Genomic DNA, 18782 nt, shown 5'->3' with positions numbered 1-18782 from the left:
TCCCCCTTGCTATAACAAGAAAAAGGTAAGAGATACATAGGATCTCTTACCTTTTTTCGATTAAATGAACCAATAGGGAATAGAAGTTCCAGTAAACCCGTCCCTATGGTAGTTCAGTTCACTTTTTGTATTTCTTTTCATTTAGGTTCCATCTTAGGTTTGCAGTAAACGTACCAAGGAAGAACGCAACTAAAAGGTACCAGACACCTGTTAATACCCATTCTCCTATAGGAGTTGTAGGTTCTAGATAATGATCAAAAGATAAAAGGAATATTGTTAAATAAAATAGCGTGAATAATAAGCTCCTTGTTGCCATATAAGACTGTTTGCCTTTTCTTCTTTGAACAGCCCACTTCCCCAGAAAACGATCGTCTTCATTCTTCAAAATATACACCTTCCAAACAAATAATAGAATTATAAGCATATAAACGCTAAGCGTTCACCTTTAAATACATACATGTCTTCAAACATTTAAAGGATGACTGAATTCAGTCATCCTTTTATCTAGTGGTATAGTGGTAATTCATACGTCCAAGCATCATATAATTCTTGTACGGTTGAATACTTCTTATGGCGATCTTCTTCAAATACTATCCACTCCACTTTATTACTCCAGGTAGTGTGTATCTTAATTTATTATGTTATTAATATTGGGCTTTTGAAGAGACTCTTCTAGGCTTCGTGAAAAGAAAACAGCACTCATACAGCTCACTCAATTAAGATGATTTAGAGGTTGGTTTGACTTAATGTTGTCAATCGTTCTAAATACATTTGAATATATACTGCTCACATTATCTTTCACGTAATTCTCCCCATCGTGTTGATAACGGTATTTATAAGCGTAGTAGCCTTTCTCGATGTCTTCTTTATAAAGGAGACCAGAAATATAATTTTGAGATTCATCTACTCGATCAGCATAGGTCTCGTATGTAACTTCACCATTATCAACAAAAGGGATATGTGCAGCTCTAGAACCTACAAAGAAAAATGGGATTTTGTTTTGTTTATAAATTTTGTTATATCGTTTTTCTGCTGCTTCAGAAAGATATTCAGGCATTATGACAACCGCATCATAACGATCCAGGCTCTTTTTTGCTAAATTTTCAACATCAATAGTTGTAAATGATATTTTCTTCTGTTCTCTTATAGTCGGCTTATCTCCTACCACTAATAGATCTAACTTTTCACCCTTATAAGTTTTAATTTCAGGTATTTCGTTATCCTCTTTAGTCTTAGTAGGGTTATCCTCATCAATCTCGTTGGAAAAATCATTACTGAAGTTACATCCAGTCAAGCTCAACAATATTGAAGAAAACAAGATTAATCGTATAAGTTGTTTCATTCTTTTCTTCCCCCATTTAAGATATTTAAATTATTTCGTAAAGTACCACAGGGATAGGGCCCTTGGCACATGAATAAAAGTTCCAGTGAACCCGCCCCTTACGCACTAGATTATATACAAAAAAATGCCATCCCTATTTATCTAAAGGATAGCTCAATAATGTTGACTAGAGTGCTTAAAATATTCTAAAAAACAAGTTTGATTGTCATCAGAAAAGGAGTAGTAAATAATAAATCTATCTACATGTATTTTATGACTTCCTTTCCATTCAGGTTTATCTGCTCTCATACTAGTTCCAACCGTTATAATTTTCTTCTCAATACGTTCTAATAAAGTTAACTTGTATTCAATGGTTTCATTATAAGAATAGTGCTCACTCTTAATATTCTCGAATGCTTCCTTTGTGGACTCCAGCCAAATAAACCTCATTTATACTTGGCCTCTCCGTATCATTTCTCTCATTTCTTCCGAAGTATAGGAATTACCTTCTTTAATATCCTTTTTAGCCTGTAGTAATTTTCGTTTTAGCTTTTGGTCTTTTTCTACATCTTCAGCTACAGTTGTTTCATTATCTTTATGATCAATAGCCACTATTTTATATTTTTGTCCATTTAGTTCAAAGGATTGATCTTTATCTTCGAAAATTTCTTCCAATACCTTTGCAGCCTCAGCACCTATTTTTTTCATAAAATCGCCCCCCTTACCTCTAATGGATTCAATACCTTATAATTTCATTTGGCCATTCAATTATTTTATTTTCACCAGCTAATTCATCGTTATTCTTGCTTATATTATATCATATGATAACAGTTACTCCATTGACAGTAAGCACCACAGGGGAAGGTTCATTGATACAAAAAACAACGCTTCCTTTGAACAACTACATTTTCTGGTCATTTAGGAAAGACAAAATGATTGGTCACGAACTACGACTGTTTCAGGCGTAAAGCATATTAAAACATTACGATCATCTAAGTTTTTAAAACGTGGATCCCATTCTTCTATTTCAACACCTAAGTAACGAGAAATTAACTGGTTAGCTATGATCTGATCAAAAGGCTTTACCGTTGCTGTACCTCTAAATCCTGCATGTAAAAAAAGGCCACTGTGCTGATTGTAATCTACTATTCCAATCGCACATTTTGGATTTTCCTTTATTCGATCTGGGAATGTATCTGAAGCTGTACCTATTATCCAAATTTTATTATCTTTCCAATAAAACCAAACTGGTGAATCTCTCGGTTCATCCTCCACCACTGTTGATAAATGCGCTACTAAAGGCTTTGTAAGAAAATTTTCTAAATCAAAACTTTTACCTGTATCTCTAATAATTTTCATCATAACCTCCTGATCAACAAATTTGCACTGTTAGTTTAAGAACATTATTTCACATAACCTACATTTAGTTTAACATAATATACCAATTACCTGTTCAAGCATATTTATCACATAGGCTGTATGAAGTCGATTTAAAACCATAGGAATATTCCATAAGAAAAAGCCCAACTTCTCTGTAATTTCGAATCGAGAAGTTGAGCTGTTCAGTTTCTTCATATACTTAATTTGTTGCACGAGAAGCCCCACTATGGAGTTTCTAAGTTAATTCAAAATCCGGATGCCTCTTTTTTAAACGAAACATAACGACAGCCGTAACGCCATAAATAACCACTGAAATGATCCCCATCATTACAGAAAGAAAAAATGACGCGATTATTGAACTAATGGAGAAGTATAAGAAAATGCCAACCATAACCGCAAAATTACCCTGGCTCCTTGGAGCAAACGTCTTGAATAAAACGAGAAATAAAGAAGCCATAAGCAAGATCACAAACGCTAGAGCAATATAAAGGAGCGCTCCTCCTTCAAATTCCAAACCGCCCCTGTACATAAGGCACACCTCCTACTAGTCTTGCAAAGCAGATGGAAGGTACTCACCTGTTCTTTAGTATTTAGGTCCTATACCCCAAAGGGGGAGAAAGGTAAACGCAAAGGGATGAAAGGGCTCTTCCTCATACAAGTCGTTAATAAATTAGTGGGGAAAATACGGAGTCCTACTTAAAATGACATATAAAAAAATTGTCCTGAATAGGCCCCTTAAGTTGCCCTTTCATAAAAAACGATATAAGTTCTAAAGGTAGATATAAACTGCGAATGGATACGATCCAATTGTCGTTTAAGCTGTCCTCTAGTAGCATAATTTTTATGTTCGATGTCTGTAATACGCTCCTCTAATGATGAAACGCTTTTCAGGTTATGTACTAACTCATCTCGTTGATCACGAGTTAGATCTACTTGAATGAGGAGTTCCAACAAGGTATCTCTAGCATTCTTTAGTTTGACTATCATGTTGTTCAGCTTCCTATCGTCAATGGGTACCGAACTTGTGCTAACTAACCATTCCTGTTCAAAAATAGGAAGAATGTATTGTGTCCGGTTTATGATTAAGCTTGTATTTTTTATTGCTCACATCTGCCTCTAAATCCTTCTGATATGAATCTTTAAACTCACTCAAAATTTCTGCATATTGTTTACCATTATACAAATGCGAGTCAGGCTGGTAGGCAAGACTTTTATCTACACTAAAAACGGAATAAGGATAAAACCAAGTCATCACAGATATAAAAAGGACAATGATCCCTATGAATCCTCCCCCAGTCCAACGAATCACTTTTATCTTTTCACCCATTTAAAAGCCCCTATACTGTTTATTAAACTTAACTCCCTGAGTATGTAAGAAAAACGATTATTATAGTTTATTTTCCTTACTATAATTTCGAATCCAATCTACATCAATTCGGTCATTTACAACCTGATAATACTCCCCTTCATTGTAAAAAAGGACGCGCTTTTCATAAATGGAAGCCTCTATTGGAATCTCTTTATCTTTTGAGTAGATAGTAAGAGTGAAGCCATCTTCTTTTGAAACATCACTGTCCCACTCATGATCCTTCATTCTTTTAACACGATAGTTGCTCAGGAAGTCTTTAAACTCTTCTGCGTGTGCCTTTTGATCCGTTCTCCATTCATATTCCCCTGTGAGCCCATTTATTGAAAACGATTCGACATTAGAAATATCGTAATGGATAACATCATCTAAATCTTTTTCTCTAAAATCATTAAAATGCTTAACGGAAAAAAAGATTATGATGACAACACCTATGGCTAAAAACCATTTCCTTTTCATTCTCGTGCCTCCTACTTCTTTTCCACTAAATTGGTATGGTTGGTAAAATAAACGCTGCTCCTGTTTAGCTATCGCACCCATTAGTGGTATTGCACTACAATTTAATCTTCATGTGCTACTTCATAGAAAGAACGAAATACAAAAAAACTGCTAATAAACTTCTGATGTAGATTATCAAATTGTGTTTCTAGTTTACCTTTAGACAACATCGGTTGAGCTTTTATATTTGTGATGGAATCTTCGATTGTTAACAATGTTTGAATCGTATGAATTAAATATTCCTTCTCCTCTTTTGTATAATCTTGTTGAGCAACAAGATCCAATAATAGTTGTCTTGTTTCTTTTACTTCAAATAGAATTAAATTTAATTGTTGTTCATCCATTTTCATACTACTTTCACTCATTAACCAATCTTGTTCGTACGTTTCTAAAACATACCTGAGTTGATCTGTTGTCCCATCAACTTTTTTCTTGAACGTTTTAAACTCTTCAATATCTTTCACATAACCTTGAACAACTTTCTGATCTGGTTTATAAGTAAAGCTTTTATGTAAACTGAATGGTGAATATGGATAAAACCAAGTCATTATTAATAGGAATAGAACCATTATGCCAATCAAGCTAAATATTAATTTTGAGCGGATTCTCAACTCAAATTCACCTCTCCTTCATCTTCAACATTTAATTAAGGAGTGAACGCATGCGTTATCAATACAAACCTACCTATCTTAAATCCGGATAGAGCCATAATGATGTCGACCCTCAAAAAGAAACGCTATCATACTCTCATAATAAGGTATGAATTTTTTATCTTCGATCAGCTTTAAGATTTCCTCTTTAGAAGCCCATTTGGCTGCTTGTACCTCTTCAGCCTGTAACTCCAATTCATCCAGATCTAAGTCATACTCAATCAAATAAAAATCGTCAAAGCCACGTTCAAAGTTAATCGTAAAGTGTGGCCGTATCTTTTCAAAGTTATAATGAACCCCTAGTTCCTCGGATAACTCTCTTGAAGCAGCCTGCTGACTAGTATCGCCTGCAACTGCGCTCCCACCACAAGTAACATCCCAAAGGTTTGACCATCCATGCTTAAAGGGCTGACGCTGCTGAATGAGCATCTCACCATTTGAATTAAATATACATACGTGTACGACTAAATGAAACTCCTCTGATGTCATTTCAGCTCCACGAGTTATTTGCTTCCCTATTTTATTCCGATGTTTATCATATAAATCCCATATTTCCATTGCGAAACTCCTTATGTAATTGGCCGTTTGTAGAAGCAAAGCTCTTTATTTAACAACCGCATTCCTAAAGAAAAACCACCATTACTTTTTTATTACAATTCTTGAATTCTCATAGGTTGTAGCACCGTTTTTATCAGGATGCATATACACAGTAATTTCTACTTTGTCTCCTATTTCATACTTTTCAATATCATCAACAGGAATGTGGTTTCGGATATTAGACTGATCCTGTACTACTATCATATTTTGCTGCGGAAGCTTTTCTTCGATTGTACCTTTAATTTCTCCCTTAACTGTATCTTCTTTTAAGGATCCTATTAAAGAAATAGTGAGTAATAGAAGCGTAATGAGTAGTAATGCCTTTTTCTTTATCATAAAACCCTCCTAACCCCATATCCAGCAAGACTGCCCGTTAATGAAAGAGACTAGTGCCTTTTTTCAGCAGTCGCACCCGCTTTTGTTCAATAATATTATTCACCTAAACTTGCACCTTTTTCGATGATTTCATTAAATTCTTTTGCAGATAAATCTTTATTTTCCTGACCAGTTTGTTCCGAATATAATCCCTCTTTCATATATTCAAGTCCTTTTTCAACTTTCTGCAATTCATTCCTTTGTTCCTTTGTTAATCTTCCATCATCATTAGCAGGTTCAATTGTTATTCTTCCTACAAAAAATCTTGGGTGGTAAGTAATGTTACTATCCACTGTTCTATTCCCTATACTCAGTAATAAATTGGTGGTTTCTAGGTTGTTTTCTATACTCATTAAGATACCTGATATATCCATTTCTTCTGTACTAGATAAAAGATATTGAACAGATTGATCTGTATTATCAAGATGGGCATAAAACTCGTTTAAATAGGCTTCATATTGCCTTTTTTCTTCATTGATTTTTTGGAAATAAAGTGAAAAAATTATTACTAGTACACCACTTAACAATATAAGTGCATAAGTTTTAACTTTCTCATTTCGGTTCATATCCTTATCTCCCTTTTTTGCATTTTGCTCCTTGCACATTTCTGCCCGCTAGTTGACATTATTTTAAGTTGACTGTTCCACTGGTACCGAACCGTCCCTGTGCTTCCTTTTGAACTTCAATTATTTATTATCTTCTTGATAGTCTCAGCTTGCTCAACAGACACCTTAAAGAATGTATCTTCGTTCCTCCTAACTACACCTCCATTGGTGTTGTAGGAAATAAACCATTTATTATCCCTTATTTCATATACCTCATCAACAGGAATTTCCCCACCAAATCCAAGGTTGATAGCTACTTCAAGATCGACCTTTTTCAATTCACTTGTTACCCTATCTAACTTTCGAACTTTATCCTCTTCTTTTATTACCTTAATTACCTCATCATCTTCATTATAGACTTTAATCTCTTCAGGTTTATTCATGTATCTTTTTAAGAGAACTAAAAAGGTAATGATAAGGATAAGCCCAAGTAACTTGATATATTTGTTCACTTCAGCCCCCTCCTTCTATATAAGGTGTTTAAGTTATAGATTTCGACAGTCATCCGAACCTTCTAAAGCATATAAAAATAAGTTGGATCAATTTACACTTGTAATATAATCCCATTTAATTTTACTTTTGCAGACCTATCATCACAACCTATTTTTACAAATATAGTATGATCTATCCAATAACACCGAACATACGAAGAACCCCTCCTCATATAACTAAGAGGAGGGGTGCTGGATATAGCAATTGTTTTATTGCTTTATTTAGATATTTCCTAAAAATAGGAACCGGGTGCTCAATTTGTTAAAATTAAAGGTAAATTACAGTTTTATAGTAAGGAGGTCATTAGAGTGCTAAAAAAAGGATCTATCTTGTACCTTGTATTATTAGGTATTATCTTGACGAGTTGCACAAACAATGAAGCAACGAAAGAGGCTGGTCATTCTCAAGTATCGAGTATTGTTAAACAAGAATTAGAAGAAAAGTTAAATAAAGATTTTGAAGACATAACCAAGAATGACTTAAAAGAAATAAAAAGCCTAGAATTAAATGCCAGTAAAGAGGTCGCTGAACCATTAGACATTTCCGGTATCTCAGAACTTACAAATCTAGAAAATCTATCTGTTAACTTTCCGATAAAGTCAGAAGACAAAGATCTACTTAGTAAATTATCAAACCTAAAACGTCTCAATATAGAGAATGTGAATATCGAAAATACTCTTGATATTTCAAACTTGGTTCAATTGGAACACCTTGATCTAATTAATTGCTCTGTAAACGACCTTTCATTCTTACAAGAACTAACAAATTTAAGGAGTCTTCTTCTCGACCAGAACTCTATAAATGATTTATCACCTATTCGAGATCTAACAGAATTAAGTGCATTATACTTACGTTCAAATAACATTACTTCTATCGAACCTTTGTCCAACCTCACTAACCTGAAATACTTAAATATCGAGAGTAACCACATAGAAAACTTGAGACCTCTCTTGGATATGAATGAACTTGAAAGTTTATATGCAAATAATAACCCAATAACAGACCTATCTCCTCTAACTGATAAGTCAGTACGTCTGTTATCGATAAAAGGGACTAAAGTGTCAGACACCAAAACAATCACCACTCTAAAAAAGCTCAGTTCTGTTGATATAAGAGATACAAACATCACGAAAATTGAGAAATTGAAAGTTCTTCCTGAACTCCGGTTGGTAATCCTTAATAAAGAAAAGATAAGTGATTGGGAGGCACTAACTGAAGGTAACGAAGAAATACAGGTAGTAGAAATGGCTAATAGTCTTTAATCAAAGAGGTCTGGGTACGGTTTTAAATGGATAGAAAAGGTCACAGATCCCCGTTTATTATTCTGATGAAGCACTAGAACCATCCCTGATCTTCCCTAATGAGAAGGTTTAGTAGAAGCCTAATATCATAATAGTATAAAAAAGACTTCCAACTACTTGGAAGTCTTATACAGAATTATTTTATTATTCAGCTCTATCGCACCCTTCACTTTAATAAGAGATTCATGAAAAATAAATGTTTACACCTACTAGGGCTATTATCGAAAAGATATACAATGACGAAGCAATTCTTCGGTTGCTTCGTGGAACTTCTTTGTTTCTTAGAACTCTCAGTTGTTTAATAGTCAACAAAATAAATACAAAAATTGAGACTATAAGCAATTCATTCATTTTCTTCACCTCTAAATGTTATTTAACAAACCTGCCCCCTAGTATAAGTACATTCTTTCTCATAGTCTGCATATGTAGTTTGGCGTTAAGCCAGTTACTCCTTGTGCTTCCTCTTATTCAACTATCGCACCCGTCAGTTGAATATCCACGCCCCTAAAATTTGAAAAATCAAGATGACTACAACGATTGCAGGACCAACAATAAACACCCCTGTTAAAAGAGATCTCAAGATGTCCGTTAAAGAAGGCCCTTTCCTTCCACTTTCTTCATTATCTATTATCTCGTTTATTTCTTGTAATGAATGATTAATATTTTTAAGTTCATTCAAGATTTGATCTTCTGTGTTTTTTTCCATGTAGATCTCCCCCCCAAATACCTTGTTAACCTAACTTGAGCGTAAGAATCAAGCGATTTTAAAACAACCAAAATTTTTTACAAATCTACCGCATTCCCTATCCTAATGACTCCTCGCACTCAATCCGCTTGTTACTTTATAAACAAGGCTGCTAAACGCAATCTTGACAGGATATAAGGAAAGAATGATCGCCAAAATCACACTGAAGGTCTTGATTCCACCTATTAAATGCAATACATCATTGATTATGTAACTAGCTAATTGAAAAAGGCCATAGACTAGGCTGACGGCCAACACAAATGAAAACAATAGAAGCATTATTTGTCGTATGGACAGTTGTTTGATCTTTTTCCATTTCTTTATGCTGCCGTCGTGAATGGAAAAAGATATGTAGACCATCGGGGTTAATAATAAGAACCAGCTTGAATAACCAACCACGATCCACGAAACCCCCATGACCAAGACCAGAAGCCAACCAATTTTGTTAAATGGATTACTTTTCACTACATCACCTCATAACATTGTTTTCAGGAAACGCATCAATAAACAAAACTATGAAAATAGACTTTGAAATAGCGTGAACGTTATAATCAATGTAGACAAAGAACCGGCAGATAATAACGGGATCATTTTCCACCAGTTGATTTCCTTTGAAGGTTTTACAGCTTCTTTAGACACGATAACCCAAAGTGCAATCGATGCTATTGATAATATGAAAATTCCTTCTGTAGACACAATCGTCACCTCCATCGTTCAAATTACAGTATGTATTTTATATACGAATTAGAAAAGCACACACCAGATTTCTTTTTTCACTCAACGTCCCCATATCTGCTAATCAAATAGAATTTCCATTTTCCGACTCTTCGTTTTCATTCCTAAGGACTCGTAAAATTCAATTGCAGCTGTATTTGCCTCAGAAACTCCGAGTTCGATCCCATCAACAGAAAGACTCCGACCAAGATCAAAAGCATACTCGGTTAGCTTTCTTCCAATCCCTTTCTTCCGGTGCCCTTCTTCAACGGCTAAACTGTTGATCATTAAAACTTTCCTTGCCTTTACAAAAGAATTCTCGGCTATTTCTTCTACCTTCGTCACGATCACTCCGACGATATCATCGTCTATTGTAGCGACAAAAATATGGTGGGTATCATCATTCAATTGCTGTTCAAAGAGTTCTTGCCCAACTGGATTTGAATGAGCATTATACAAATCTGGCCTGAGCGACACGTGCAAGTCATGAACCTGGCTAAACAAAGGCACCAATGACTCGTAATCGCTTTCTACCGCGTTCCGAATGACTAGATTCATAACACCCCTCCATCTAATTCTTGAATCATTTCAACCCTGTTCCCAAACGGATCTCTAAATTCGAACCGATCGAAACCTGGAATCGGAACGCCTTCCATGATTTCAATTTCATGCTGGTCGAACACACGCTTCCAGTAGGACAGGTCCTCCACCTGGTAAGCTAAATGAGCTTTTGTCGTGAGCCGATCAAAATCATCCTCTGTCCCGATGTGAACCTCCCGATCTCCAACTTCCAACCAGAATCCCCCGCGCCCTTTTAAGGATTCAGGCTTTTCCTTCTCTTGTAGACCAAGAACACCGCAATAAAATTTCTTACCCTCTTCTTCTGCTCCTTTAGGAATCGTAATTTGAGCATGATGTAATCCGAGTATCATTGAATCTCCCCCTTATTTAAGATCTTTTCTTTTAAAGTCTACTTACATTTTATCCCTTCATGACTTATAAGGAAAATACTTAATTATTATTGGGGGTGATAAGTTTTAGTAATATGGAGGAAGGGACCGCTCACTCATCCTAAATTCGCCTAACCAGATAGCTCATAAAGAAAGAATCCAAGAATTCATATCTTGCACCCTATACCACCCAGCGTTGAAATCCAAATGAAGCATCTTCCCCTGTTTTATTAATATATATAATAAAGAAGGAGCTAGTTTTAAAACCAGCTCCTTCTTTATATTCAGCTAACTAATTAGGGGATTAATCTTTATAATCTATTTCTACTGAAGGCGGACTATTGCCTACAGTTTAAAATTTAGTTTACTATAAGGGTTTTTCCACATTTAGTGGACTATAATTCGCGCTTTAAAACACCTGAAAGGGTACAAAATTTTAATCCTTGAAATCCAACCTTGTCATTGATTCCGCTACTTCTTGCAACAGTTCATCCACTTGCTGACCATAAACAAAGCGCAACTGCTCTAGCTGGTTGAAAACTTGTTTTTCAAAAACATTTTTGGAGCGTTCAGAAGCTTGGGTGATCTGTTTTACTGTAAGGCCTTGTTTACGGCCATACGTTAAGAGCGTATTCATTTCTAACACTAGTCTACGATTGCATGGGTTCCACTTCTGTTGAAGCTTTGCAGGAACTTCTATAGATTTAGTTGCCTCTTCACTAGGTCGGTCTGGGTTAGGGGTAGGATCCTCTTTTGATGAATCGGATGTTTCAAGGAGACCTAATGCTTCTTTTAACCGATCCACTTCTCCTTCAGTTAACGTAATGCCCTTCCCCATTTTGGTGTGGTCTGGACTCCAGTTACGCAAGTCATACTTTCCTTCCTGACCGTTCCAACTGACCACATTTAATTCTTTTCTCCACCCTTTTGCTGTGTCGGATAAAACGGCAATATTTCGTTCTATATGATAGGTAAAACTCGCCATAACCTTTCTTTCTATGCCCCTTTCTCACCGGGTTGTATACCGAAATAATCTAGAGTCTCCCAAAGGGACTCCATCGCTTTCTCTGGATTGAGATAGAATTCACTTCCACGCACTCTCCAGAAATTCCACCCTACTCTTTCTAGCTGACTTTGTCTTTTCTGGTCATTCTCTAATTGATCAATTCCGTGCCAATAATCTCCGTCACATTCAACGGCCATCCTCCCATTCGCTCCTTCTACTACAAGGTCAATTCGGTAGCCACCTACTTTGTATTGGGGGATAACATTGTACCCTTTCCTTCTGATGTGATCATACACATCTTTCTCGAACTGAGAATCACACAAGGATTTATCCGCTTTATATTTTTCTTCATACGGTTGCTTAAAGTACTGCAGCATCTGATAACGGATGCATTCTTTATTCATTATATCTTCCGTTGTAATCGAATGGACTAGGTTGACCTGTTCTTTCGCTCGGCTCATTGCCACATTGAAACTTCTCTTGTATTTGTTATCCGTTAGGGGAGACACGCGTATTTCACCTGGGGCTGCTACCATACTTAAGAAGATCACATCTCGTTCATCCCCTTGGAATTTATGGGCATCTCCACAAATGATCTTTCGTTTTAAAAGTTCCTTTTGATCAATTTCTTCTATTAACTTCTTCTCAATCATATTCGCTTGGTTATGCCCTAATAAACTAATGACGCCAAACGTTTTACCATCGTACTTCGGATCATTAAGACACTCTTTAATCTGACGAACGATCTCATCTGCTTCTTGCACATTTCTTACCTTAGGACTTTTCCCTTCTCTGACTCCGTCAGGCAAGTAAAATGATTGAACAGGTTTAAGCCTATTGGAACTATATGATTTTAAAGGAATTAGTGGTGTATCTGGGTAACTGATTAAGTTTGAGAATTCAATGATCTCCGGCATGCTACGGAAGTGTTCCCGGAGCACAACGCGCCCTTCAAATAGGATATTGGCAATATCAAAGAATGAGCTCTTCACCCCAAAACTATCACCATGGGGCACACCTTGTAAGTACTGCTTTTGCAATGCGTGTACGTCGTCCTCATTGATCCCAACAAAGTGAGGGCTAATCTGCTTGTCATCACCTACCACGATTACTTTTTTCGCTAGGTACATAAACATTAGAGCTTCCGGGCCAGATTGACTGGCTTCGTCAATAATAACAACGTCGAACATCCCTTCTTCAGGTGTGATCGACTCGGCTACCTGGTACATAGGCATGATCCAAGCTGGGACGGCTGATCGACATTCTTCCATATGGTGTTGAGCTTTCCTTTTATAATATTCCGCATTCTTACCCGTTCCTTTACCCACGCGTCGAATTGAACTCGTCCAAGCTCTCAAATGAGAACTCTCATGGGTGGTAATATTCTGAATGCAATTCCTCCAAGACTCTAGAGTAATGAGACGCATCTCTAAGTTTTTGATCTTGCTTTCTAGGCTCTTAATGGAGTCTTCTAGTGATTGCGGCGTTTGACTGAGCAAATTCTCAATCCAGATGCTTGCTTCCTTCCAATCGATGGCTTCGTAAATTTCAGGAAGTCGCTCTTCCCATTGATTGTATGGGTACGTCTTAATCGACTGGATAAGGTTAGGAAGTACGCCACTTATTTTCGATTCGAAAGCATGTGCTAGTTGCTGTTCTTTACTCAACAATTCAAGATGGCGAATGTCTTTTAACACGCTCTCATAACGTGCTACATCCCGATTCGTAATCGCTTCGTCAAGTGCATCTACGAGAGGATGCGTGTGATCACCTAAGTTAGGAACAATCGCTTGCTCTCTGAATTCTCTTACTTGCGCCTGTAGTTCTTCTAGCCTCGATTGCAATACAGAAGCCCAAAATAAATCCCTATACGCATACACGTTATCCGTATGGGTCCAATCCTTATCCTTTAAGTGAATGGTATCTGTTTCTCTTCTAAGCGTTCGATAACATTCAATGACGTTATGTAAGTCAGATAGCTTTCGAAGCATCACTTTTAGTTCTAACCATTTGAAGGCGAGTTTGTTTTTAAGTTCAAAGGTTTCTCCCGTTAGATCTTCAAAGTCACTTTTCAATGATTCAACGATCGACTTAGTCTGTAAGACCTCGACAAGTTTCTGAAGCTGATCTACTGTATCACACGGACTTCCTTCAAGCGTTACTTCCTTCAAGATATAAAACCCTTGTTTAATCGGCTTGGGCCTAAAGCCAGGAATCCCTTTTTTCGCACCGTTTTTTTGGAAGTGATGCAATAAGCTCTCTGCATCCCTTAACACTTTCTGCTCGTCCATATCTTCTGGAATAGACAGCTGGTCCACTTGTATCGTCTCCACCGCTTCATCTACGCGATCTCGGTTCTTGTAGTACTGGTCGTAGAGCTGTCTCCAAAGTAATTCTCGCTCCGCCCATATGTCTTGAAGTGCTCGGTTTAACCAGGAACTCTCATGCTGTTTAATGGAAGACAAAGAAGACACATATTCATCTAGGGCTTCTTTGCCCCGAAGCGCTTCTTTTTCTTTAAGCCCCCGGATGACGCTCCAGTCCTTACTTTCAAATGGATGACCAAGCTGGATCAGCTGCTGTTTTACCGTTTGTTCTTGGTGAACGATTCGTTCAAAGGTTTCTCGTGAAAGTAGTTCCTTAGAAGGAGGATAGGACTGTTGCAGTTGTCGCTCTTGTAAGGGATCGATTTTCCGAACGGTTCTAGCATACGTTAGCATTTCATTTACGGTGAAAGTAGACTGCACACTCGAATCTACTTCATCCGTTAACCAATCAAACTGATCCTGATTTGCGTTTACTATTTTCGCAATCTCCTGCAGCTTCCCTTGATAAGGATCATGTAACCTATCATGATAACTAATTTCCTGTTCCTGTAGTGTGCGCAGGTCCTGCGAAAACTTAGTTTTACGGGACTTTAGGCTTTTCAATTCCGATTGAATCTTTTCTATTTCTCTTTGCTTCTCATCCTCGTCCCAGTACTCACGCGCATTTGTAATTTCCTTCACGACGGCTTCTAAGTCTTGAAAGGCTTTCTTATCATTACCTAGTAAGTTCACACATAATTGCTGTAGGTCCTCTGGTAGCTTGTCTTTCAACACACTTAAGGCATTAGCTGTATGGCTGGTTACCAGAACCTTTTGCCCTTCTGTTAGGAGGTGCGACATGAGGTTCGCAATCGTATGACTCTTCCCTGTCCCAGGGGGGCCTTGCACAATCACGCCATCTCGTCCTTCTAATTTCTCCACGATCTTCATTTGCTCGTCGTTTGCCGGTAACGGGAAAGATGGCCCTTCTGTTTGATTAGATGAGCGAGGCGACTGGTCATCCATGATCCTTACTAAACGCTCCACGTTCCGCGGCAACTGGTCTTTCTTCTCTAACTCAGAACGAATCGTTTGGAATGACCGAATATAGTGCTGATTCGATCTCTTCCTTATGATAATCCCAGGGGTAAACGAGACGTTTGGATGCTGCTTTTGTCCATCCTTTTCTTCTTCGTACGTGTACGTCCCTTCTGAAGATAGCGTTTGAACAAAGCTTTTAAGCACGGCCTCAATCGGTTCGAACTCATCTAGGGAAAGAGGATGCTCGTTTAATTCCTCTTTCAATGAATCCATATAAGACCGGTCCGGAAGCTCTCTCACTTCAATCATGTCATCCTCTAGCTGCATCGATTTCCCATTTGCTAGAGACACTTCAATTTGTCCGGATTCAGGGTCAATCTTTATGGTTACTGGATGGGTAAGTAAGTGACGAGACACAGACTTTAAAGGCCAATTCAGTAGCCCTAGCCCTAACACAGCTTCAAAGCTTTCTTCGTTTTTATGAATAAACTGATGCATCTTAAACAAGTAAGAGTATAACGCTTGGTGATGTAGATACGATTGGTACGCTTCTCGCCATGGGTTCCAAACCTCATCTAGATAGGTTCTAAAGGCTTCTTGTACGTGGGTATGATCAATTAAGAGATAAGCATAAAACCGTTCCCATTCTTGATCACCTAACCCTTGTTCCGGTATGATGAGTTTTCGTTTCTTTAATTGAGGTTTAAGGGTTGGTTCATCTTGAAAAGAAACAAACCCTTGTAAGCACTCAGGCACTGGAGGAAGAATCGGTTCAACGGGTTTGTCCAATTGAAGAACATCAGCATCAGTGTAAGTAAGAAAAGATTGGCTACTAGAGATTTTTACAGCCTCCTGTAACCAAAGGGTATATGTATATTTCGAGACATGTTTAACAGGTTTCATCGTTAATTTTTGAAAGTCCATTAAATAAGAATATAAGTTTATGGCTTTCTCTTTTGAGGTGATCTCATTCGTTGCAAACGTCATGGTGTGTTCATCCTTCGTCTATAAATTACTATAGTACGATGATACTAGTTTGCAAATTATGAAACAATGTGTTTTTTTGGAAGATCTTTATACCTAACAAACTAGACAACAAAGTTCTTGTGGTCAATCCGTAACATATCCCCCACCAAAAATCGTTCATCATATACCTTACTCGCAAATATCAACCTTCGGGGGCACAATTTTATGCACCCCCTCTCCCCTATACTAACAATAGATCAACAGAAATGAGGGATAGCATGAAACGATTTCCAGTAGACTTTCACTTAAGAAGTGGCCAAACCATGCAAGCGATTATTGGACACTACGGAAGAGAACAATTGATTTATAACATTAAGCAACGTCTCGATCGCCTCACCTATTGGGACCTTGAACAAGAAGATACCGTTAAGGTGCTGAAGACAGCAGAAGTGGTAGCGTTCGAGGTTGGGATCCCTGAAGAAGTGGAAGACAGCCAGTTACAGTCGTTCACGTTTACATTTAAAGGCCTGATTTACTCTGAGAAGAAACTAGCTTTAGAAGGAGAAGACCATTACATCCTTTCCTTCCCGGACCTTGACCTGATCGAAGGCAGACCGACCATGATCGAAACGATTCAGAAAGGGAAAGAGTATCTGAAGTCTCACCTTGAGATTCTTTTAGAAGAAAAGCGAGACGAAACGCTCAACTCCCCTTACATAAAACACCCATCCCAAACAGTCGAAGAAGCACAGGAACGTCACTTGTTAAACATGAGTGAGATCTACGACGATGAGGAGCTGCGAGAGATCTATACCTTTATTAAAGCTATGGACTTTACGGTTAGGGTTGAAGTGGATTTGGAGTATGAGAAGTATTATTTGGAGAATAAGTTGATGTAATGGTGTAGGTATGTAACCATAAAAATATCACCTAGTTGAAAATCTGAATCTATACATACATAAGGGAGACACCATGATGAAAAAACATTCCTATTGCCAAGACTGCAAAAAAGAAATGAATGAAAGTAACCTGAACTTATTTGATGAGTTTGGAGAACTATCAGAAGCAAAAGAAATATGCGAGGATTGCTTACGCCAAGCAATTATAGAACTACCAAATGGCTTCGACCCTGGTGAATGCTACAAATGCAACAAACCCCTCCAACCCGTGTTAAAACACTTTGATGACATTATTGCGGAGAAACTCGTTTGGTTTTCTTGCCCTTCTTATATAGAAGGTAATGAAGAACATGATACGGGTGGATACTATACGGTACAACCCGATGTAGATGAAAATACTTGGTGGTAGTCTTCTAAAAGTAAATAGAGAGATGAAACCATGGACTCAAACACGTCTTCATGAACGCAAATTGTGGAACGGATTAAAAAACATACCATTAATAAAACCCTAGAGAGTCTCTCTAGGGTTTGTTCGTTTAGGACCGTTCTACAGTGGCCTCTTCTTCTATTTTTTCTAAACGAGCCTGCACATCTTCCTCACTAAGTCCATGCTCTTCCACGTAACGATTACGCGGATGCGTTCGGCACTCATGGCTACAGCTGCGCATGAACTTATGCTCGTTCTCTTCAGTCATAATCATACGGCGATCACAATCAGGATTTCCGCAGTTTGCAAAGTGTTCAGCTGGCTCACCTGTGAAGTAATCCTCACCGACGATGGTATGCTCAACCTGGTTCACAGGTACAGTCAAACGATCATCAAAGACAAACATCTGCCCGTCCCATAGCTGGCCTTTTACTTCAGGATCTTTTCCGTAAGTAGCAATACCACCTTTTAGCTGTGCTACATCAAAGCCTTCTTTCATCATCCAGCCAGAGAACTTCTCACAGCGGATTCCGCCTGTACAGTACATCATGACTTTCTTGCCTTCAAACATTTCTTGGTTATCACGAACCCAATCCGGCAGGTCCTTGAACGTCTCAACATCTGGACGAACGGCTCCACGGAAGTGTCCGAGGTCATATTCATAATCATTGCGCGCATCAAGAACGATTGTGTCCTCGCGCTGCATTTGTTCCATCCAGTCTTTCGGCTCTAAATGCTCGCCTGTAATTTCATTTGGATTATGGTTGTCTTCTAAGCGAAGCGTAACAAGCTCCGGGCGATGACGCACATGCATCTTCTGAAACGCATGGCTATCCGCTGCATCGACCTTAAACGGCATCTCCGCAAAACGCTCATCGGCATGCATGGCATCCATGTACCTTTGAGTCGCTTCATCCGTTCCAGAAACGGTACCATTAATCCCTTCTTCCGCTACGAGAATACGACCTTTTAAGCCTAACTCGTTACAGAACGTTAAGTGATCCTTTGCAAACTGCTCTGGATCTTCAATTGTGACGTACTGGTAATACAGTAGTACACGGTAATCTTGATTTTCCATATTCATTTCCACCTCTTCTTTATATTTCCCAGATATAAAAAATAAGGCATTGATGTAGCAGTAGG

The 18782-nt window shown here is 37.9% G+C and carries 23 protein-coding genes and 1 pseudogene; 4 read left to right on the top strand and 20 right to left on the bottom strand.

Annotated features, from left to right (window positions below; all coding sequences use genetic code 11):
* Positions 1-118 precede the first annotated feature (118 nt).
* The 13 genes from QNI29_RS06365 to QNI29_RS06305 all read right to left on the bottom strand — a co-directional run bounded on the left by QNI29_RS06365 (position 119) and on the right by QNI29_RS06305 (position 7244).
* The gene (locus tag QNI29_RS06365) at positions 119-385 is read right to left on the bottom strand and encodes a hypothetical protein (RefSeq protein ID WP_231418104.1); all 267 of its coding nucleotides are present in this window, start codon (positions 383-385) and stop codon (positions 119-121) included.
* A gap of 327 nt (positions 386-712) precedes the next feature.
* Positions 713-1342 (bottom strand): hypothetical protein, encoded by a 630-nt coding sequence (locus tag QNI29_RS06360; protein WP_231418105.1) that lies wholly within the window; start codon positions 1340-1342, stop codon positions 713-715.
* Between the two features lie 429 nt (positions 1343-1771).
* Positions 1772-2029 (bottom strand): hypothetical protein, encoded by a 258-nt coding sequence (locus QNI29_RS06355; RefSeq protein WP_231418106.1) that lies wholly within the window; start codon positions 2027-2029, stop codon positions 1772-1774.
* A 210-nt stretch (positions 2030-2239) separates the two neighbouring features.
* Positions 2240-2683, bottom strand: a complete 444-nt coding sequence (locus QNI29_RS06350; RefSeq protein ID WP_231418107.1) for a pyridoxamine 5'-phosphate oxidase family protein — start codon at positions 2681-2683, stop codon at positions 2240-2242.
* Positions 2684-2749: 66 nt separating this feature from the next.
* Positions 2750-2896, bottom strand: a complete 147-nt coding sequence (locus QNI29_RS06345) for a hypothetical protein (protein WP_284526904.1) — start codon at positions 2894-2896, stop codon at positions 2750-2752.
* 40 nt (positions 2897-2936) lie between these two features.
* A complete protein-coding gene (locus tag QNI29_RS06340) occupies positions 2937-3230 on the bottom strand; it encodes a hypothetical protein (protein ID WP_231418109.1) in 294 nt (97 codons plus the stop codon).
* Between the two features lie 516 nt (positions 3231-3746).
* On the bottom strand, positions 3747-4028 hold the full coding sequence (locus QNI29_RS06335; RefSeq protein WP_231418110.1) for a hypothetical protein: 282 nt from the start codon (positions 4026-4028) through the stop codon (positions 3747-3749).
* A 60-nt stretch (positions 4029-4088) separates the two neighbouring features.
* A complete protein-coding gene (locus QNI29_RS06330; protein WP_231418111.1) occupies positions 4089-4526 on the bottom strand; it encodes a hypothetical protein in 438 nt (145 codons plus the stop codon).
* Positions 4527-4627: 101 nt separating this feature from the next.
* The gene (locus QNI29_RS06325; protein ID WP_231418112.1) at positions 4628-5113 is read right to left on the bottom strand and encodes a hypothetical protein; all 486 of its coding nucleotides are present in this window, start codon (positions 5111-5113) and stop codon (positions 4628-4630) included.
* 141 nt (positions 5114-5254) lie between these two features.
* A complete protein-coding gene (locus QNI29_RS06320; RefSeq protein ID WP_231418113.1) occupies positions 5255-5773 on the bottom strand; it encodes an NUDIX hydrolase in 519 nt (172 codons plus the stop codon).
* Between the two features lie 81 nt (positions 5774-5854).
* Positions 5855-6148: a hypothetical protein gene (locus QNI29_RS06315; RefSeq protein WP_231418114.1), complete on the bottom strand. Its 294-nt coding sequence runs from the start codon at positions 6146-6148 to the stop codon at positions 5855-5857.
* Between the two features lie 95 nt (positions 6149-6243).
* Entirely contained in the window at positions 6244-6753 is a 510-nt protein-coding gene (locus QNI29_RS06310; RefSeq protein WP_231418115.1) for a hypothetical protein, read from the bottom strand.
* 116 nt (positions 6754-6869) lie between these two features.
* Complete coding sequence (locus QNI29_RS06305; RefSeq protein WP_231418116.1) at positions 6870-7244, bottom strand: hypothetical protein; 375 nt, start codon at positions 7242-7244, stop codon at positions 6870-6872.
* A gap of 348 nt (positions 7245-7592) precedes the next feature.
* Here QNI29_RS06305 and QNI29_RS06300 point away from each other — a divergent pair, with 348 nt between their 5' ends.
* A complete protein-coding gene (locus QNI29_RS06300; RefSeq protein ID WP_231418117.1) occupies positions 7593-8546 on the top strand; it encodes a leucine-rich repeat domain-containing protein in 954 nt (317 codons plus the stop codon).
* Positions 8547-9069: 523 nt separating this feature from the next.
* On the opposite strand, the gene QNI29_RS06295 is transcribed toward QNI29_RS06300, so the two are convergent.
* Positions 9070-9291 carry a hypothetical protein gene (locus tag QNI29_RS06295; protein WP_231418118.1) on the bottom strand — a complete coding sequence of 74 codons (222 nt, stop codon included), beginning with the start codon at positions 9289-9291 and terminating at the stop codon, positions 9070-9072.
* A gap of 102 nt (positions 9292-9393) precedes the next feature.
* Complete coding sequence (locus tag QNI29_RS06290; RefSeq protein WP_231418119.1) at positions 9394-9795, bottom strand: disulfide bond formation protein DsbD; 402 nt, start codon at positions 9793-9795, stop codon at positions 9394-9396.
* A 73-nt stretch (positions 9796-9868) separates the two neighbouring features.
* Between QNI29_RS06290 and QNI29_RS21115 the strand changes: the two genes are divergently transcribed.
* Positions 9869-10078 carry a hypothetical protein gene (locus QNI29_RS21115; RefSeq protein WP_354665928.1) on the top strand — a complete coding sequence of 70 codons (210 nt, stop codon included), beginning with the start codon at positions 9869-9871 and terminating at the stop codon, positions 10076-10078.
* A 47-nt stretch (positions 10079-10125) separates the two neighbouring features.
* On the opposite strand, the gene QNI29_RS06280 is transcribed toward QNI29_RS21115, so the two are convergent.
* From QNI29_RS06280 to QNI29_RS06265, 4 genes and pseudogenes are all read right to left on the bottom strand, one after another.
* On the bottom strand, positions 10126-10602 hold the full coding sequence (locus QNI29_RS06280) for a GNAT family N-acetyltransferase (protein ID WP_231418121.1): 477 nt from the start codon (positions 10600-10602) through the stop codon (positions 10126-10128).
* Positions 10599-10976 carry a VOC family protein gene (locus tag QNI29_RS06275; protein WP_231418122.1) on the bottom strand — a complete coding sequence of 126 codons (378 nt, stop codon included), beginning with the start codon at positions 10974-10976 and terminating at the stop codon, positions 10599-10601. Before QNI29_RS06275 ends, QNI29_RS06280 begins: the two co-directional genes overlap by 4 nt.
* Positions 10977-11775: 799 nt before the next feature.
* Positions 11776-11979 (bottom strand): annotated as a pseudogene (locus QNI29_RS06270) (YdbC family protein); the annotation flags it as partial.
* Positions 11980-11990: 11 nt separating this feature from the next.
* Positions 11991-16334, bottom strand: coding sequence for an AAA domain-containing protein (locus QNI29_RS06265; protein WP_231418123.1), 4344 nt, complete (start codon positions 16332-16334; stop codon positions 11991-11993).
* Positions 16335-16591: 257 nt separating this feature from the next.
* Between QNI29_RS06265 and QNI29_RS06260 the strand changes: the two genes are divergently transcribed.
* Positions 16592-17212: a hypothetical protein gene (locus QNI29_RS06260; protein WP_231418124.1), complete on the top strand. Its 621-nt coding sequence runs from the start codon at positions 16592-16594 to the stop codon at positions 17210-17212.
* Between the two features lie 115 nt (positions 17213-17327).
* Positions 17328-17621: a hypothetical protein gene (locus QNI29_RS06255; protein ID WP_231418125.1), complete on the top strand. Its 294-nt coding sequence runs from the start codon at positions 17328-17330 to the stop codon at positions 17619-17621.
* Between the two features lie 127 nt (positions 17622-17748).
* On the opposite strand, the gene trhO is transcribed toward QNI29_RS06255, so the two are convergent.
* Positions 17749-18717 carry an oxygen-dependent tRNA uridine(34) hydroxylase TrhO gene (gene trhO / locus QNI29_RS06250; protein ID WP_231418126.1) on the bottom strand — a complete coding sequence of 323 codons (969 nt, stop codon included), beginning with the start codon at positions 18715-18717 and terminating at the stop codon, positions 17749-17751.
* Between the last annotated feature and the right edge of the window lie 65 nt (positions 18718-18782).

Source organism: Pontibacillus chungwhensis (assembly GCF_030166655.1).
In the GTDB taxonomy this organism is placed as follows: Bacteria; Bacillota; Bacilli; order Bacillales; family BH030062; genus Pontibacillus.
This window is presented reverse-complemented; position numbering and strand designations above follow the sequence as displayed.

Coding starts and splice junctions, on each gene's coding strand:
- QNI29_RS06360 (WP_231418105.1), bottom strand. CDS start 1,342: ATGAAACAACTTATACGATTAATCTTGTTTTCTTCAATATTGTTGAGC.
- QNI29_RS06355 (WP_231418106.1), bottom strand. CDS start 2,029: ATGAAAAAAATAGGTGCTGAGGCTGCAAAGGTATTGGAAGAAATTTTC.
- QNI29_RS06350 (WP_231418107.1), bottom strand. CDS start 2,683: ATGATGAAAATTATTAGAGATACAGGTAAAAGTTTTGATTTAGAAAAT.
- QNI29_RS06345 (WP_284526904.1), bottom strand. CDS start 2,896: ATGAAGAAACTGAACAGCTCAACTTCTCGATTCGAAATTACAGAGAAG.
- QNI29_RS06340 (WP_231418109.1), bottom strand. CDS start 3,230: ATGTACAGGGGCGGTTTGGAATTTGAAGGAGGAGCGCTCCTTTATATT.
- QNI29_RS06335 (WP_231418110.1), bottom strand. CDS start 4,028: ATGGGTGAAAAGATAAAAGTGATTCGTTGGACTGGGGGAGGATTCATA.
- QNI29_RS06330 (WP_231418111.1), bottom strand. CDS start 4,526: ATGAAAAGGAAATGGTTTTTAGCCATAGGTGTTGTCATCATAATCTTT.
- QNI29_RS06325 (WP_231418112.1), bottom strand. CDS start 5,113: ATGACTTGGTTTTATCCATATTCACCATTCAGTTTACATAAAAGCTTT.
- QNI29_RS06320 (WP_231418113.1), bottom strand. CDS start 5,773: ATGGAAATATGGGATTTATATGATAAACATCGGAATAAAATAGGGAAG.
- QNI29_RS06315 (WP_231418114.1), bottom strand. CDS start 6,148: ATGATAAAGAAAAAGGCATTACTACTCATTACGCTTCTATTACTCACT.
- QNI29_RS06310 (WP_231418115.1), bottom strand. CDS start 6,753: ATGAACCGAAATGAGAAAGTTAAAACTTATGCACTTATATTGTTAAGT.
- QNI29_RS06295 (WP_231418118.1), bottom strand. CDS start 9,291: ATGGAAAAAAACACAGAAGATCAAATCTTGAATGAACTTAAAAATATT.
- QNI29_RS06280 (WP_231418121.1), bottom strand. CDS start 10,602: ATGAATCTAGTCATTCGGAACGCGGTAGAAAGCGATTACGAGTCATTG.
- QNI29_RS06275 (WP_231418122.1), bottom strand. CDS start 10,976: ATGATACTCGGATTACATCATGCTCAAATTACGATTCCTAAAGGAGCA.
- QNI29_RS06265 (WP_231418123.1), bottom strand. CDS start 16,334: ATGACGTTTGCAACGAATGAGATCACCTCAAAAGAGAAAGCCATAAAC.
- QNI29_RS06260 (WP_231418124.1), top strand. CDS start 16,592: ATGAAACGATTTCCAGTAGACTTTCACTTAAGAAGTGGCCAAACCATG.
- QNI29_RS06255 (WP_231418125.1), top strand. CDS start 17,328: ATGAATGAAAGTAACCTGAACTTATTTGATGAGTTTGGAGAACTATCA.
- trhO (WP_231418126.1), bottom strand. CDS start 18,717: ATGGAAAATCAAGATTACCGTGTACTACTGTATTACCAGTACGTCACA.